This is a genomic window from Pseudomonas fakonensis (genome assembly GCF_019139895.1).
GTDB lineage: Bacteria > Pseudomonadota > Gammaproteobacteria > Pseudomonadales > Pseudomonadaceae > Aquipseudomonas > Aquipseudomonas fakonensis.
The window spans coordinates 4,480,441-4,498,144 of sequence record NZ_CP077076.1 but is presented as its reverse complement, the minus strand read 5'-3'; the positions used below and the strand labels follow the sequence as shown (position 1 = coordinate 4,498,144).

The window sequence follows — 17,704 nt, the reverse complement described above, 5'->3', positions numbered from 1 at the left end:
TGGTCTCTCAAAAATGTCCTGCGATCGCCAAAAAAATGACGAAATATAGGTATCAAACCGTTTCAGGCTTGTAACAACAGAGCTAAGAACATTTATGGGGCAAGCTAAGAAGAATTTTTCATAAGCTATATGCGAAAAAAAACTTATGAGGTCTAAGGAATCCACGACATTGTTGCATTCAGGTGGCTCGGCGTACCGGCTGAAAGATGCGGGCTTCGGGCTTCGGCGAAAGTTCCAGTTTTTTTGCAGCTAAGGACACAGGGGAGGAAGGCGAAAGCGGTATTTGGCGACAATAAATTGTCACTTATTGATGGCCACTACCTATTACCGCTATCGCGGCAGTCGTCACAAGGAGCGTGAAACTCACGAACGTGACAGCGACGGTCCGACAACCACAACACCCGGACCGTCGTGTGTTTTTACCCGACATGCCTTGATCTGCAAAAAGCCCATCGGCAGGGGAGGCGTGCACTCATGGCCAAATTAGTTGGCGTGGTCAGCAAAGTGGTCGGGCAGGTATTCGCGGTCAGTGATGACGGCCACCGCCGCCTGCTGGCGGAGGGCGACCGGTTGTATGCCGGCGAACAGCTGGAAACCGGCAACAGCGGCGCGGTGGCGGTGCACCTGCAGAACGGTGCCGAACTGACCCTGGGCCGCGACAGCAGCCTTGAGATGTCCCCCGAGCTGTTAGCTAACCGAGCCCCCCACGTGCAGGCTCCCGACCCGGTGCCGAGCGAAGCGCAACTGAGCGATGTGGAGCAGTTGCAACGGGCCATTGCCGCTGGCAGCGACCCGACCCAGGACGCCGAGGCGACCGCTGCCGGTGGCAACCCTGGCGGTGTCGGGGCATTGGGTGGCGGGCACAGCTTCGTACTGCTGACCGAGGTGGCCGGGCGCGTCGACCCGACCATCGGCTTCCCCACGGCCGGCTTCAACAATATCCCGGAGCTGGCCAATGACCGCCTCGGTGCACTGGACGGTGACCGCGACGGCGCCGCCAACCTACCGCCGGATCGCCCGGTGCAGCTCGAAGGCCTGAGCGTCGAGCTCGGCGAGCTGACCTTGAACGAGGCCAACCTGCCCGATGGCTCGGCCAGCGCGCCGGGGCAACTGACGCAGAGCGGCAGTTTCACCGTGGTGGCCCCCGACGGGGTGTTCAACCTCAGCGTTGGCGGCATCAATGTGGTGACCGCCGGGGCGGTGACCGGTGTTGGGCAGTCCATCACCACTGCTCTGGGCAATACCCTGACCATCACCGGCTACAACCCGGCCACTGGCGTGGTCAGCTACAGCTACACCCTCAACGGTGCTGAACACCACCCGGATGGCGCCGGCAACAATGTGCTGGGCGAGCATTTCCCGGTGCTGGTCAGCGACACCGACGGTGATGTGGCCAGCGGCTCGCTGGATGTGCGCATCATCGACGACGTGCCCAAGGCGGTGGACGATCACAACGCTACCCCGGCAACCGAGCTGCACACCGAACTGACCGGCAACGTGCTGGACAACGACACCCAGGGCGCCGACCGCGTGCCCGGCGGCATGGTCCAGGGCGGCACCTTCACCGGCACCTACGGCACTCTGGTGCTCAATGCCGATGGCTCCTACACCTACACCCTCAACACCAGCGACCCGGACTTCAAGAACCTGTTCGGCGGCGGTACCGGCGTCGAGCACTTCACCTACACGCTCAAGGACGCCGACGGCGATACCAGCAGCGCGACCCTGACCCTCGACGTGAAGAACCTCGACGACCCGGTAAAACTGGGCGGCCTGGACGTCGCAAATGGCGAGGTGACGGTCTACGAGAAATTCCTCGGCGATGGCAGCACGCCGAATGCCGCCCAACTGACCCAGGGCGGCACCTTCACCGTGGACGCCCCGGACGGTTTGAAAACCCTGACCGTAGCCGGGCTCAACCTGGTAGTGGATGGCACGCCGGCAGGCTTCCCGCAGTCGGTCACCACGCCATTGGGCAACACCCTGACCATCACCGGCTACAACCCCGCTACCGGCGTGGTCAGCTACACCTACCAACTGCTGGACAACGAAGCCCACGCCAACGCCGACGGCACCAACAGCCTGACCGAGCACTTCACCGTCACTGCCACCGACATGGACGGCAGCACCGCCAGCGGCACGCTGGATGTGAACATCGTCGACGACGTGCCCAAGGCGGTGGACGATCACAACGCTACCCCGGCAACCGAGCTGCACACCGAACTTACCGGCAACGTGCTGGACAACGACACCCAGGGCGCCGACCGCGTGCCCGGCGGCATGGTCCAGGGCGGCACCTTCACCGGCACCTACGGCACTCTGGTGCTCAATGCCGATGGCTCCTACACCTACACCCTCAACACCAGCGACCCGGACTTCAAGAACCTGTTCGGCGGCGGTACCGGCGTCGAGCACTTCACCTACACGCTCAAGGACGCCGACGGCGATACCAGCAGCGCGACCCTGACCCTCGACGTGAAGAACCTCGACGACCCGGTAAAACTGGGCGGCCTGGACGTCGCAAATGGCGAGGTGACGGTCTACGAGAAATTCCTCGGCGATGGCAGCACGCCGAATGCCGCCCAACTGACCCAGGGCGGCACCTTCACCGTGGACGCCCCGGACGGTTTGAAAACCCTGACCGTAGCCGGGCTCAACCTGGTAGTGGATGGCACGCCGGCAGGCTTCCCGCAGTCGGTCACCACGCCATTGGGCAACACCCTGACCATCACCGGCTACAACCCCGCTACCGGCGTGGTCAGCTACACCTACCAACTGCTGGACAACGAAGCCCACGCCAACGCCGACGGCACCAACAGCCTGACCGAGCACTTCACCGTCACTGCCACCGACATGGATGGCAGCACCGCCAGCGGCACGCTGGATGTGAACATCGTCGACGATGTGCCCAAGGCTGAGGATGACCACAACGCTACCCCGGCAACCGAGCTGCACACCGAACTGACCGGCAACGTGCTGGACAACGACACCCAGGGCGCCGACCGCGTGCCCGGCGGCATGGTCCAGGGCGGCACCTTCACCGGCACCTACGGCACCCTGGTGCTCAATGCCGATGGCTCCTACACCTACACCCTCAACACCAGCGACCCGGACTTCAAGAACCTGTTCGGCGGCGGTACCGGCGTCGAGCACTTCACCTACACGCTCAAGGACGCCGACGGCGACACCAGCAGCGCGACCCTGACCCTCGACGTGAAGAACCTCGACGACCCGGTAAAACTGGGCGGCCTGGACGTCGCAAACGGCGAGGTGACGGTCTACGAGAAATTCCTCGGTGATGGCAGCACACCGAATGCCGCCCAGCTGACCCAGGGTGGCACCTTCACCGTGGATGCCCCGGACGGTTTGAAAACCCTGACCGTAGCCGGGCTCAACCTGGTGGTGGATGGTACGCCGGTGGGCTTCCCGCAATCGGTCACCACGCCATTGGGCAACACCCTGACCATCACCGGCTACAACCCCGCTACCGGCGTGGTCAGCTACACCTACCAATTGCTGGACAACGAAGCCCACGCCAACGCCGACGGCACCAACAGCCTGACCGAGCACTTCACCGTCACTGCCACCGACATGGATGGCAGCACCGCCAGCGGCACGCTGGATGTGAATATCGTCGACGATGTGCCCCAGGCCCGGTGCGATTTTGCCGAGGTCACGGAAGGTGGGAGCGTTAGCGGCAATGTGCTGGACAACGACACCACCGGCGCCGATGTGCGTGCCGATGGCCAATACGTGGTCGGCGTGCGCGCGGGCAGCGACACTTCGTCCTCGGCCATTGGCCATGTGGGCGAGCAGATCATGGGGCAGTACGGCTACCTGACCCTGGACGCCAACGGCGTTGGCACCTACCACGCCAACCCCAACCAGGACCTGCCGCAATGGGCCACCGACACCTTCGTCTACACCATTCGCGATGCCGACGGTGACGAGAGCACCACCACCATCAACATCAAGGTGCAGGACTGCAAGCTGGTGGCGGGCGAGGACGACGTGACGGTCTACGAAAAAGCCCTGGACCTGTGCAAGACCGGCGCCGACCTGGCCCCCGGTAACGTGGTCGGCAGCGACCCGCACTCGCCTGGCGAAACGGCGACTGGCTCGCTGGCCGACGCGGTGCAGGGCGGGGTCGGGGCGCTGACCTTCACCCTGGTGGGCAATGCCACCGGGCAGTACGGGCAAATTCACCTGAACATCGACGGCAGCTACACCTACACCCTGACCTCGGCGCCAAGCTCGCCAGCCCCTGGCAATGACGGCCCGAACATCGTCACCGAGAGCTTCACCTATCAGGTCAAGGATTCCCTGGGCAACACCACCACCAGCACCATTGTCATCAACATCGTCGACGACGTACCCAAGGCCCATTGCGATTACGCCGATGTCACCGAAGGCGGCACGGTCAGCGGCAACGTGCTGGCCAACGATGTGCTGGGCGCCGATGTGCGCGCTGACGGCCAGTACGTGGTGGGCGTGCGTGCCGGCAGCGATACCTCCACCTCGGCCATCGGCCATGTGGGCGATGCGATCAACGGCCAGTACGGCTACCTGACCCTCGACTCCCAGGGCAACGCCAGCTACCACGCCTACGCCAACCAGGACCTGCCGCAATGGGCCAGCGACACCTTCGTCTACACCATCCGCGATGCCGATGGCGACGAGAGCACCGCAACCATCACCGTCAATGTACAGGACAGCAAGCTGATGGCGGGTGTGGACGATGTGACGGTGTACGAAAACGCCCTGGACCTGTGCAAGACCGGCGACGATCTGGCCCCGGGCAATGTGGTCGGCAGCGACCCGCAATCGCCTGGCGAAACCGCGACTGGCTCGCTGGCTGACGCGGTGCACGGCGGTGTTGGTGCTCTGAGCTTCACCCTGGTGGGCAATGCCACGGGCCAGTACGGGCAGATCCTGCTGAATGCCGATGGCTCGTACACCTACACCCTGACCTCGGCGCCGAATTCGCCGAACCACGTCAACGACGGCCCGAACATCGTTACCGAGAGCTTCACCTACCAGGTGAAGGATTCGCTGGGTAATACCACCACCAGCACCATCGTCATCAACATCGTCGACGACGTGCCCAAGGCCCATTGCGACTATGCCGATGTGAACCAGGGCGGCGCGGTCAGCGGCAACGTGCTGGCCAATGATGTGGTGGGCGCCGATGTACGCACCGACGGCCAGTATGTGGTGGGCGTGCGCGCTGGCCATGACACCTCGACCTCGGCGGTGGGGCATGTCGGTGAGCAGGTGATGGGGCTATACGGCTACCTGACCCTGGATGCCCAGGGCAACGCCACCTACCACGCCAACCCCGACAGCGTGCTGCCGCCATGGGCCGCCGACAGCTTCACCTATACCATCCGCGACGCCGACGGTGACGAGAGCACCACCACCATTCGCATCAGCGTGCAGGACAGCAAGCTGATGGCCAGCGACAACCACGACGTCACGGTGTACGAGAAAGCCCTGGACCTGCACCAGGACGGCAATGACCTGGCTGCCGGCAACACCACCGGCAGCGACCCTGCCTCCACCGGCGAGACTGCCAGCGGCAACCTGGCCGGCTCGGTCAGCGGCGGTATCGGTGGCCTCACCTACAGCCTGGTGGGCAGCGCCACCGGCGCTTACGGGCAGATCCAGGTGAAGGCCGATGGCAGCTACACCTACACCCTGACCTCGGCACCGAAGACCCCGGGCGGGGCCGACGACGGTGCCAATACCCTGAACGACCACTTCACCTACAAGGCCACCGATGCGCTGGGCAACAGCGTCACCGGCAGCATCACCATCAATATTGTCGACGATGTACCGCAGGTGCAGAACGCGGTGCGCAGCATCACCCCGGGCCAGGTCGACAGCAACCTGCTGCTGGTGATCGATGTGTCCGGCAGCATGGACTCGCCCTCGGGTGTGTCTGGCCTGAGCCGCCTGGACCTGGCCAAGCAGGCGATCAACGCACTGCTCGACAAGTACGACGCCATGGGCGACATCAAGGTGCAGGTGGTCACCTTCTCCAGTGGCGCCACCGACAAGACCCCGGTGTGGGTGTCGATCGGCGAGGCCAAGAGCCTGATCGCCGGGCTCAGCGCTGGCGGCACCACCCACTACGACGCAGCGGCCAGCACCGCGCAGCAAGCCTTCGACACCAGCGGCAAGATCGTCGGGGCGCAGAACATCGGCTACTTCTTCTCCGATGGCGAGCCCACCGCCGGCCACGGCATGACCAGCAGCCTGGAAAACAACTGGGAGAGCTTCCTCGACCAGAACGGCATCAAGAGCTACGCCATCGGCCTGGGCAACGGGGTCAACACCGGCAACCTCAACCCGCTGGCCTATGACGGCAGCAGCCATGTCGATACCAACTCGGTGGTGGTCACCGACCTTGGCCAACTCAATGCCGTGCTGTCGGGCACGGTGCAGGGTGCGCCGATCACCGGCAGCCTGATGAGCGGCGGCACCTTCGGTGCTGACGGCGGTTTCATCAAGGCACTGCTGGTGGACGGCACCACCTATAGCTTCGACCCCAACGCCCATGGCGGGCAGGGCGGTTACAGCGTCACGGGCGGCGCCGACAAGGCAACCTTCGACACCGCCAGCAACAGCCTGGCGATCAAGACCGGGCTGGGCGGCACCCTGCTGGTGGACATGGATAACGGCGAGTTCACCTACACGCCGCCCAAAGGCACTGGCGCCAACCAGGCCGAGCAGTTCGGCTTCACCGCCAGCGACAACGATGGCGACACCCGCAGCGCCACGCTGACGGTGAACATCAATGCCAACACCGCGCCCGTGGCCGGCGCCGACCACATCATCACCAACATCACCGGCGCCAGCATCAGCCTGCCGGCCGCCGCCTTGCTGGCCAACGACAGCGACGCCGACCACGATCGCCTGAGCGCCGCGCCGATCACCTTCAACACCGGTTTCGCCGACAAGGGCGAGGGCTTCACCCCTGGCACCCAGGCCCGCACCATCACCTTCGACGCGCCCGGCAACAAGGCCGAAAACCAGTACCGTGACCTGGCCCGCAGCGAGTTCACCAGCCTGTCGGGTGGCATGACTGCCGCCTTGGTGGTGGCCGGTTACCTGGGGGGTATCAGCAACAGCAACGCCAACGATGAGGACACCTTCACCGTCACCCTGCGCAAGGGCGAAACCCTGACCCTCGACCATAACCAGCCAGCCGGCAACCTGATGATGGAATGGAAGGACGCTGGCGGCAGCTACCAGGGCATCGCCGATGGCGGCAGCTTTACCGCCAGCCACGACGGGGTGTACAGCATTCATGTGGTCAACAGCGAGAATGCCATCGGTAACAGCAAGGCGGCGGAAAACTACAAGCTGAGCCTGGTGGTGGACTACAGCCAGGCCAGCAACCCGGTGGTCCACGATACCTACACCGTCAGCGACAACCACGGCGGTACAGCCACCGGCAACGTCGACATCAGCTACCAGTCCGGGCATACCCTCAACGGCACGGCCGGCGACGATGTGCTGCTGGCGGGCACGGGCGAGAACACCCTGAACGGCGGCGATGGTAACGACGTGCTGGTAGCAGGCAATGGCACCAGCAGCCTGTATGGCGGGGCGGGGGACGACCTGTTGCTGGCCGGCACCGGCAATGACCTGTTCGACGGCGGTACCGGTAACGACACCGTCAGTTTCGCCAAGGCTGGCGCCGGGGTGGTGGTCGACCTCGGTATTGTCGGGCAGCAGAACACTGTGGGTGCCGGGCACGATACCTTCGTCAGCATCGAGAACCTGATCGGTTCGGACTACAACGACACCCTGATCGGCAATGCCGGTGACAACCTGCTCAACGGCGGGGCCGGCAACGATGTGCTCAAGGGCGGTGCCGGCAATGACACGCTGATCGGCGGCCCGGGTGACGACATCATGACCGGCGGGCCGGGCAACGACACCTTCGTATGGCAGAAGGGCGACACCGGGCACGATACCGTGACCGACTTCACCCCTGGCAGCGACCACCTGGACCTGTCGCAGTTGCTGCAGGGCGAGAACGCCACCAGCGCGTCACTGGATGACTACCTGCACTTCAAGGTCAGTGGCAGCGGGGCCGGCGTGGTGTCGACCATCGAGGTCAGCAGCATTGCCGGTGCGGCGCCGACCCAAACCATCGAGCTGGCCGGGGTGGACCTGGCCCAGCATTACGGGGTGACGGCCGGGGCGGGCGGGGTGATTGCAGCGGGGCATGATACCGCGACCATCATCAACGGCATGCTCAATGATCACTCGCTGAAGGTGGATACGGTGTAAGGCAGGCCTGGCCTCATCGCCGGCAAGCCGGCTCCTACAGGTGACGCGTGATAATGGCGCGAACCCTGTAGGAGCCGGCCGGCGATAGGGCCTGACCTGCTCTCAGCGCTGCAGGGTCTTCTGCTTGAGAATCCACGCACTCACCAGCACCGCGCTGGTGAGCATGAACGCGCGGGCCCAGAACAAGGGTACCAGGTAACACGACAGGCCAATGCTCACCCACATCAAACCAATGGCATACAACTTACCCTTGAGCGGAATGCCCTCGCCACTGAGGTAGTCGCGGATCCACGGCCCGAGTTTCGGGTGGTTGACCAGCCAGGCATGAAAGCGCGGGGAGCTGCGGGCAAAGCACGCCGCAGCCAGCAGCAGGAACGGGGTGGTCGGCAATACCGGCAGGAATATCCCCACCACCCCCAGCGCGACGCTGAGCCAGCCTGCGGCCAGCAGCAGGTAGCGCACCACGTTGATCAGTGGTGGCGTGGCTTGAGCAGGGCAGGTTTTTCGTCCGGGGCGTGCAGCAGCAGGAACAGCGCGCTCAGGGCCTCGGGAATTTGCACGATCATGTCGTCCTGCAGGTTGGCGTTGCTGGCGATGTCGGCGAATTCAGGCTGCTCGTCGAACAGGCCCGAACCCACCATGATCGGCAGGAGCATTTCGCTGACTTCTTCCTCGGCGTTCTCGAACCAGGCCTCTTCACGCAGGAACACGCCTTCCATGAAGCCGATGCACCAGCCGCGCAGGTCGGAGTCGTCCGGCTCGTCGGTCAGGTCCAGCTCGCAAGGCAGGTCGAATTCCTCGTCGCTGGCCAGCTGGCGGGCGATGTGGCCCTTCAGCGCCACCAGCGTGGCTTCGATTTCGGTGCGTTGGGCGTCGCTGGCGTAGTGGGGTTCTTCGGCGAACAGCGCGTCGATCCATTCGCGGTCCGGCACGTCCTCGGAGCAGATCGACAGCGCGGTCAGGTAGCCGTGTGCGGCGACGTAGTCCAGCGCTTCTTCGTGCAGCTCGTCGGCGTCGAGGAAGGCTTGCAGGCGGGTCAGTTGCTCGGCGAAGGACATTACAGGGCTACCTTGGGGAATAAACGATAACGAATTCTAGCACCTTGCAGCGCGCACGGGGCAAAGGGAACGTCTGTCACCGGGGCATGCCGGGGGGCAGGGCAGTCGGGTATACTGCGCGGCTTTCATGCTGGCGGGCGTTTTTCGGTCGCCTGGCAAAAACCGCTTACGCATTTGGCGTGTGCGCGGCGGATTTATCGTCCAGCCTGTGTGACGGGGTGGTACGGCGATTTTGGAGTGGCAAATGCTCGAACAGGCTCAGCGCGTTCTCAAGGATGTCTTCGGTTACGACAGTTTCCGGGGCCGCCAGGCCGCGATCATCGAATGCGTGGCCAATGGCGGCGATGCCCTGGTGCTGATGCCCACCGGCGGCGGCAAGTCGCTGTGTTTCCAGGTGCCGGGGCTGCTGCGCCCGGGCCTGACGGTGGTGGTGTCGCCGCTGATCGCGCTGATGGACGACCAGGTCGCCACCCTCGACGAGCTGGGCGTGGCTGCCGCTGCGCTCAACTCGACCCTGAGCGCCGAGCAGCAACGCGACCTGGCCGGGCGCCTGCGCCGCGGCGAGGTGAAAATGCTCTACCTGGCCCCCGAGCGCCTGGTGCAGCCGCGCATGCTCGATTTTTTGCGTGGCCTGGACGTGTCGCTGTTCGCCATTGACGAAGCGCACTGCGTATCGCAGTGGGGCCACGACTTCCGCCCCGAGTACCTGCAACTGGGCCAGCTGGCCGAGCTGTTCCCCCATGTGCCGCGCATCGCCCTGACCGCCACCGCCGACATGCGTACCCGCGAGGAAATCGTCCAGCGCCTGCACCTGCAGGGCGCCGAGCGTTTTCTGTCGAGCTTCGACCGGCCGAACATCTTCTACCGCATCGTGCCCAAGGAGTCGCCGCGCAAGCAGCTGATGGCGTTCCTTGGCGAGCGCCGCGGCAACGCCGGCATCGTCTACTGCCTGTCGCGCAAGAAGGTCGACGAAACCGCCGCGTTCCTCTGCGACCAGGGCTTCCCGGCGCTGCCGTATCACGCCGGCCTTGCCGCCGAGACCCGCGCCGCCAACCAGCACCGCTTCCTCAACGAGGAAGGGCTGATCATGGTTGCCACCATCGCCTTCGGCATGGGCATCGACAAGCCCAACGTGCGCTTTGTCGCCCACCTCGACCTGCCCAAGTCGCTCGAGGCCTACTACCAGGAAACCGGCCGTGCCGGCCGTGACGGCCTGCCGTCGGATGCCTGGATGGCCTATGGCCTGCAAGACATGGTGATGCTCAAGCAGATGCTGCAGAACTCCGAAGGCGACGAGCGCCACAAGCGCATCGAGCAGCACAAACTCGACGCCATGCTGGCGCTGTGCGAAGAGACCCGCTGCCGCCGCCAATCGCTGCTGGCCTACTTCGACGAGGTACTGGAGCAACCCTGCGGGCACTGTGACAACTGCGTCGATCAGGTACAGACCTGGGACGCCACCGAGCCTGCCCGCCAGGCCCTGTCGGCGGTATTCCGCACCGGCCAGCGCTATGGTGTGGGCCATCTGGTCGATGTGCTGCTGGGCAAGGACACTGACAAGATCCGCAACTTCGGCCACGAGAAGCTTTCGGTATTTGGTGTCGGCAAGTCGCTGGCCGAGGCCGAATGGCGCTCGCTGTTCCGCCAACTGGTGGCCCGCGGTCTGGTGGACATCGACCTGGAAGGCTACGGCGGCCTGCGCCTGTCCGACAGCTGCAGGCCGCTGCTGCGCGGCGAGGTCAACCTGCAACTGCGCCGCGACCTCAAGCCGCAAACCACTGCCAAGTCCTCCAGCAGCAGTGGCGGCAGCCCGGCCAGCCAGCTGGTGCGCGGCGAGGAACGCGAGCTGTGGGAGGCCCTGCGCACCCTGCGGCGCAAGCTGGCCGAAGAGCACAGCGTGCCGCCTTACGTCATCTTCCCCGACTCGACCCTGCTGGAAATGCTGCGCAGCATGCCCACCAGCCTCAGCGACATGGCCCAGGTCAGTGGTGTGGGGGCGCGTAAGCTGGAGCGCTATGGCCAGGCCTTCCTCGAAGTGCTCAACGGCGCCGGCGGCACCGAGGAAGCACCGAAGGTGGTGCTCGACCTGCGCCATGAGTTGGTCAGCCTGGCCCGCGCCGGCATGACCCCGGTACAGATCGCCGGCCAGCTCAACTGCACCGAGAAGAACGTCTACAGCCTGCTGGCCGAGGCCATCGGCCGCCAGGAACTTAGCCTGGAGCAGGCCCTGGACCTGCCCGAGGAGCTGATGATGGAGGTGCAGGACGCCTTCCTCGACGGCGAGGGCGAGCTGCCGGCGGTGTCGGCCATTGCCCCGCTGTTCGGCGCGCGGGTACCCGAAGGGGTGCTGCACTGCATACGTGCCGCGCTGGCGGCGGAGTTCGAACTCTGATCGACGCCATTTGCGTCATTGTCTGACCTTTGTCATATCAATTGACGACTTTCGGCCTTGCCTGATCGGATGGGGCATGGTTAGCTGACTAATAATTAGTTCTATTCATCGAGTTGCTTATGCCCCTGACCGACAACCAACACCGCTTCGGCATGCAGCTGGCCCAGATGTCCCGGGGTTGGCGCGCCGAACTGGACCGCCGCCTGGCCGGGCTCAACCTTTCGCAGGCGCGTTGGCTGGTGCTGTTGCACCTGGCGCGCTTCGACGAGGCGCCCACCCAACGCGAGCTGGCCCAGAGCGTTGGCGTCGAAGGCCCGACCCTGGCCCGGCTGCTGGACAGCCTGGAAACCCAGGGCCTGGTGCGCCGTCAGGCGGTGATGGAAGACCGCCGGGCCAAGAAGATCCTGCTGTGCCCACCAGCCAAACCGCTGATCGATCAGATCGAAACCATCGCCAATGCGTTGCGCCTGGAGCTGTTCACCGGCGTCGACGAGGCCGACCTCGAAGTGTGCATGCGCGTGCATGCGAAGATTCTCGGCAACCTCGAGAAGTCCTGACTGCCCCTGTAGGAGCCGGCTTGCCGGCGATGAGGCCAGGCCTGCTTGCAAGGGGCCGGGCACATGGTTGACGCTGCTGGCCCTATCGCCGGCAAGCCGGCTCCTACAGGGGGCGTGGCGAATCTAGAAGGTATGCCCCAGGTTCAGGTACACCGCCTGCTCATCGGCATCGTTCACTCCATAACTCAGGTTCAGCGGCCCCAGCGGCGTTTCCAGCCCGAGGAACACGCTGGCGGCATTGATGTAGCCGCTGTCGAACTGGTTGTCGTTGTTCCACGCCCGCCCGCGTTCCAGCGACCCGCCCAGGTACAGCGGGAAGTCCAGCGGCAGGTAGGCGCGTGGCGTCAGCCGGCGGTAGTAGACCATGCGCAGCAGGCTCATGTTCTGCCCCGAGATCGAGTCCTGGCGAAAGCCCGACAGCTGCCGCGCACCGCCAAATACGAAGCTTGAGGTGACCACCTCGGCGTCATCCAGGGTGCGCCCGTAGCGCCCGCCCAGCACCAGAGTGTTGGGGCCGCTGCTGAAGGCCTTGTCGAGGTTCAGCAGCCACTGCCGGTAGTTCTGGTCCGAATCCAGCGATTTATCGTACTTGCGCAGGGTCAGGCCGATCTCTTCGCCGCTGTGCGGGAAGTACACATTGTCGAAGGTATCGAACGAGTACTTGAGCTCATAGAAGCCCTCGTTGAAGCTGACCTTGGGCAGGTCTTGATCGCCAATGCGCACGTCGGCCTGGCCCCAGGCCTTGCCGACACCCAGGCGCACCTCGCCATAGGTGCCGATCTGCCGGCCCAGGTTCAGGCCGAAGCCGTAGCGCTCCAGGCGGTATTCGGCCACCGGGTCGTTTTCCAGGGTGGCCTCGACGTTCTGCGAGCCGAGGTCTATGTAGGGCGCAACGAAGTAGCGCGAGCCTATGTCCAGCGGCTGGTAGAACTCGCTGTACAGCTCCTGCTGGTCGCCGATCTGGGCACGGGTCAGCCATTCTGCGCCCAGGCGGTTGATGCCGTTGACCCGGTAACTGGCACCCAGGTTGAAGGCGCTGTCGCCGCGCAGATCGTCCGACAGGTTCAGGCCCAGGCGCAGGTAGTCGGTGCCGCCGCGCCGCCCGCGGGCGTTGATCACCAGGGTGTTGTCCTTACCTTTGTGCACCACGCGGTACTGCACCTGGTCGAAGTAATCCAGGCCGTAGAGGGTGCCCATGTCGGTCTGCAGGCGGTCGAGCTGCAACGGTTCGCCCACCGGCTGGCGAATGTAGTAGCGGATCACGTCGTCGCTGACCTTGGAGTCGTTCTCCACCTTGATCGCGGTGATAACCGGGGTGCGCTGGCGCGGCGAGCGGGCCACGGCCAGTTCGGCGTCGCCGCCCGGCTGGCGCAGCGCAGCCAGGCGTGAGTCGAGTGCGAGGGTGGCGCGGTAGCCGGCATCGATCATGTCCTGGGCGCGACCGAAGTCGGTGACGCCGAAGCTCGCCAGTGGCGGCTGCACCAGGATGTCGTCGCGGTGCAGGCTGGCCAGTTGCTCCTCGGAGTTGCGCCGGGTCATCAGGGTGATCGACTGGTTGAGCACATCGACCACCGTGGCCAACTGCTTGCGGTTGCGCAGCGGGGTGCCGATATCGACCACGATGGCGATGTCCACGCCCATGTCTCGCACTACATCCAGCGGGATGTTGTCGGTCATGCCGCCATCCACCAGCAGGCGCCCGTCCAGCTCCACCGGGGCGAACACCGCCGGGATCGACATGCTGGCGCGCACCACCTGGGGCAGGTGGCCGCGGCGAAATACCACCTTCTCGCCGTTGGCGATATCGGTGGCCACGGCGCGGAAGGGGATCGGCAGCTTGTCGAAGTCGCGAATGTCGGCGGTGTGCGCCAGCTTGCTCTCCAGCAGCAGCGACAGGTTCTGGCCCTGGATCACCCCCAATGGCAGGCCCAGGCTGCCGTCGTCGCGAAAACTGAGCTTCTGCTTGACCAGGAAGTCGCGGTCATCCTGTTTGCGCCGGAACGGCACATCCTTGCGTGGCGGGGAGTCGGACAGCGCCTGCTGCCAGTCGAGGGTGGTGGCCAGTTTTTCCAGCTCCTCGACACTGTAGCCAGAAGCGTACAGCCCGCCGATCACCGCGCCCATGCTGGTGCCGGCGATGGCGTCGATGCGCACCCCCTGCTGTTCCAGGGCCTTGAGCACGCCGATATGGGCCAGGCCGCGGGCGGCGCCGCCAGACAACACCAGGCCGACCTTGGGGCGGGCGGCTTCAGCAGCGTGCAGGGTGAGTGAGGTGAGCGTCAGCAACAGGCAGAGCAGCAAACGGCGCATCGTGAGTCTCAAACCAGAGGGTAAAGACCGCTAGTATAAGCGGCCCCCCAACCGGAGATACCCAACATGGCCGACAGCAAGCCACATATTGTCATCACGTATTGCACCCAGTGTCAGTGGCTGCTGCGCGCGGCCTGGCTGGCCCAGGAGCTGCTCAGCACCTTCGCCGACGATCTCGGCCAGGTGGCCCTGGCCCCGGGCACCGGAGGGGTGTTCCAGATTACCTGCGACGGTGTGCAGATCTGGGAGCGCAAGGCCGATGGTGGCTTCCCCGAGGCCAAGGTGCTCAAGCAGCGGGTGCGCGACCGGATCGACCCGCAGCGCGACCTGGGCCACAACGACCGCTGATCAGGCGCTCTCGGCAACCGCCTGGCGCGCAGGCTGCTCGGCGGCCAGGCGGCTGGACAGCACGATGGCGAAGATGATCAGCGCACCGCCGGCGAGCATGCTCAAGGTTGGCTTTTCGGCGAACACCACCCAGGCCACGGCAATGCCGTAGACCGGCTCCATACCGAACACCACCGCCGCAGTACGGGCCTTGATCACCGCCAGGGCGGCGACGAACAGGCTGTGGGCAATGCCTGTGCAGAAGATGCCCAGCAGGGCGATCCACAGCCAGTCCAGCGGCGCCACGGCTGCAAGGCCCGGGGCTGCGAACGGCAGCAGGCACAGGCTGACCACCAGGTTTTGCCACAGCGCCGCCTGCACTGCCGGCAGGCGCCCGGAGCCGGCGCGGTTGGCCAGCGACAGCAGCGAGAACAGCAGCCCTGAAAACAATGCCCAGAGCAGCCCACCGGTGGCTTCGCTGGCCAGGTCGAATTCTGGGGTGACCAGCACCAGGCCGATGCTTACCAGCAGCACCAGCAGCGCTTCGTTGCGGCGGATGCGTTCGCGGAACAATACGCCTTCGAGGATGACGGTGAAGGCCGGGAAACTGGCAAAGCCCAGGGTGGCAATGGCCACGCCGCCGACCTTGACCGCAATGAAGAAGCTCACCCAGTGCCCTGCCAGCAGCACCCCGCCCAGCAGCAGGCGGCGCAGGTCGCGGCCATGCAAAGGTTGCCAGGCCTGGCGAGCAACGCTGGCAAACAGGCCCAGGGCGAGCACGGCGAAGGCGGCGCGGCCGAATACGATGATTGCCGGGCTGGCGCTGGCGGCCAGTTTGCCGAAAACGCCGGTGAGGCCGAAGAACAGCGCGCCGATATGCAGGGCGCCGAGGGCAGTGCGGTGGTTCATGGTGATCCTATGCATGTGAGGTATGCCCCGCGAAGAGGCCGGTACAGGCACAGTGTAAAACCGCAGGCCAACCGATTCTGTCGCCAGCCTACTGCCCGTTATCGCCAGCCTCGCGCCGCAACGCCAGCGGCGTGCAACCGAACGCACGCATCACTGCCGCGCTGAATGCGCTTTGCGAGCCATACCCCACCTGCGCCGCCACCTCGCCGACCGGCAGGCGGGTTTCGACCAGCAAGCGCCGGGCCTTGAGCAGCCGTTGCTGGCGGATGTAGTCCATCGGCGTCATCCCGGCTTCGCTGGCGAATCGCGCATGCAGGCGCGCCGTGGACAGCCCGGCCAGGCGCGCCAGGTCGGCCACCTGGAGCGGGTAGGCGGCGTGCTGGTCGATATGCGCGTCGAACGCGGCGTAGGGCAGGCGTGTGCTGGGGGCGATGGGCGCAGCCTGGGGGTTGAGGCTGGCCAGCAACAGCACAGCGCCCTGGCGGGTGATCAGTGGGTCGTCCATGGGGCTTGCGGCCAGCCAGTCGACCAGTTGCTGCTGGCGGCTGTCCAGGCCGACCGCGCCGGGGCGGTCGAGCAGGCGGCGGCTGGCGTCGGCGTGAGCGCCCAGTTGTTCGCTGAGCCAATGTTCGCCGGGAACGTCCAGTACCAGGCAGTGGCTGCCGTTGATGCTGCCACAGGTGTGGTGGGCGCCGGCAGGGACCACGATCAGGCCCTGGCGGTCGAGCCGCGCACCCAGCCCCTCGACCTCGAAATCCAGGCGACCGCGCAGGGCGAACACCAGCTGCGGGTGGTCGTGGCTGTGAGCGATCAGCTCGTCGCGGTATTGGCGCAGGGAGAGTATTTGGGCGGTGGTCATGGGGGATCCCTCTTTCAAGGGGGAGTGTACACCGCTGGGTTGGTTGGTGGCCCTGGCGCGAACACCTTGAAAGCCCAGACCGTCACAAACCCGCCACCAATCTGTCACCTGCACCTGCGAGTCTGCGACAAACAGCGCAGCACCGGAGCCCCCCATGACCCATGCCGAACTCGCCCGTCCCTCCCGCAAGCTGCGTGTCCGCACCCTGTGGATCTCCGATGTGCACCTGGGCACCCGGGACTGCCAGGCCGAACACCTGTCGCACTTTCTCAAGGGCTACCAGGCCGACCGCATCTACCTGGTCGGCGACATCATCGACGGCTGGAAACTGCGCGGCGGCATTTACTGGCCCCAGGCCCACACCAACGTCATCCGCCGCCTGCTGACCATGAGCAAGCGCGGCACCGAGGTGATCTACGTCACCGGCAACCATGACGAGTTTCTGCGCCGTTACTCCAAACTCATCCTCGGCAACATCCAGCTGGTGGACGAAGCCGAGCACCTCACTGCCGACGGCCGGCGCCTGCTGGTGATCCACGGCGACCAGTTCGACGTGATTACCCGCTACCACCGCTGGCTGGCGTTCCTCGGCGACCGCGCCTACGAGTTCACCCTGGTGCTCAACCGCTGGCTCAACCATTGGCGCGCACGTTATGGCTACGGCTACTGGTCGCTGTCGGCCTACCTCAAGCACAAGGTCAAGGGCGCGGTGAACTTCATCAGCGACTTTGAAGACGCCATCGCCCACGAGTGCACCAAGCGCGGCTTCCAGGGCGTGGTATGCGGGCATATCCACCATGCCGAAATCCGCAAGGTGGGCGAGGTGGAGTACCTCAACTGCGGCGATTGGGTGGAGTCATGCACCGCGCTGATCGAGCACTGGGACGGGCAGATCGAGCTGTACCGCTTTGCCGATGCCCAGGCCCGGGAAGCGGCAAAGCGGCTGGCGGAGCTGGGCGAGCTGGCGTAAAGACCATCGCGGGGCAAG

The 17,704-nt window shown here is 65.1% G+C and carries 10 protein-coding genes; 5 read left to right on the top strand and 5 right to left on the bottom strand.

Annotation, left to right across the window (positions count from 1 at the left end):
• The first annotated feature begins 474 nt into the window (after nucleotides 1–474).
• Nucleotides 475–8,304: a retention module-containing protein gene (locus KSS94_RS19730; protein WP_217839752.1), complete on the top strand. Its 7,830-nt coding sequence runs from the start codon at nucleotides 475–477 to the stop codon at nucleotides 8,302–8,304.
• A 102-nt stretch (nucleotides 8,305–8,406) separates the two neighbouring features.
• Here the strand turns inward: KSS94_RS19730 and KSS94_RS19725 are convergent, their stop codons facing one another.
• Nucleotides 8,407–8,766 carry a YbaN family protein gene (locus tag KSS94_RS19725; RefSeq protein WP_217839751.1) on the bottom strand — a complete coding sequence of 120 codons (360 nt, stop codon included), beginning with the start codon at nucleotides 8,764–8,766 and terminating at the stop codon, nucleotides 8,407–8,409.
• Between the two features lie 8 nt (nucleotides 8,767–8,774).
• A complete protein-coding gene (locus KSS94_RS19720) occupies nucleotides 8,775–9,362 on the bottom strand; it encodes a YecA/YgfB family protein (RefSeq protein ID WP_217839750.1) in 588 nt (195 codons plus the stop codon).
• A gap of 244 nt (nucleotides 9,363–9,606) precedes the next feature.
• Here KSS94_RS19720 and recQ point away from each other — a divergent pair, with 244 nt between their 5' ends.
• The gene (gene recQ, locus KSS94_RS19715; protein ID WP_217839749.1) at nucleotides 9,607–11,754 is read left to right on the top strand and encodes a DNA helicase RecQ; all 2,148 of its coding nucleotides are present in this window, start codon (nucleotides 9,607–9,609) and stop codon (nucleotides 11,752–11,754) included.
• Between the two features lie 119 nt (nucleotides 11,755–11,873).
• Nucleotides 11,874–12,311 carry a MarR family transcriptional regulator gene (locus KSS94_RS19710; protein ID WP_217839748.1) on the top strand — a complete coding sequence of 146 codons (438 nt, stop codon included), beginning with the start codon at nucleotides 11,874–11,876 and terminating at the stop codon, nucleotides 12,309–12,311.
• A 123-nt stretch (nucleotides 12,312–12,434) separates the two neighbouring features.
• On the opposite strand, the gene KSS94_RS19705 is transcribed toward KSS94_RS19710, so the two are convergent.
• Entirely contained in the window at nucleotides 12,435–14,621 is a 2,187-nt protein-coding gene (locus KSS94_RS19705) for a patatin-like phospholipase family protein (protein WP_217839747.1), read from the bottom strand.
• Nucleotides 14,622–14,687: 66 nt separating this feature from the next.
• Between KSS94_RS19705 and KSS94_RS19700 the strand changes: the two genes are divergently transcribed.
• Nucleotides 14,688–14,969: an Rdx family protein gene (locus KSS94_RS19700; protein ID WP_217839746.1), complete on the top strand. Its 282-nt coding sequence runs from the start codon at nucleotides 14,688–14,690 to the stop codon at nucleotides 14,967–14,969.
• Here the strand turns inward: KSS94_RS19700 and KSS94_RS19695 are convergent, their stop codons facing one another.
• Nucleotides 14,970–15,857: a DMT family transporter gene (locus KSS94_RS19695; protein WP_217839745.1), complete on the bottom strand. Its 888-nt coding sequence runs from the start codon at nucleotides 15,855–15,857 to the stop codon at nucleotides 14,970–14,972.
• Between the two features lie 88 nt (nucleotides 15,858–15,945).
• A complete protein-coding gene (locus tag KSS94_RS19690) occupies nucleotides 15,946–16,716 on the bottom strand; it encodes a helix-turn-helix transcriptional regulator (RefSeq protein ID WP_217839744.1) in 771 nt (256 codons plus the stop codon).
• Between the two features lie 154 nt (nucleotides 16,717–16,870).
• Between KSS94_RS19690 and KSS94_RS19685 the strand changes: the two genes are divergently transcribed.
• The gene (locus KSS94_RS19685; RefSeq protein WP_217839743.1) at nucleotides 16,871–17,686 is read left to right on the top strand and encodes a UDP-2,3-diacylglucosamine diphosphatase; all 816 of its coding nucleotides are present in this window, start codon (nucleotides 16,871–16,873) and stop codon (nucleotides 17,684–17,686) included.
• Nucleotides 17,687–17,704 lie beyond the last annotated feature (18 nt).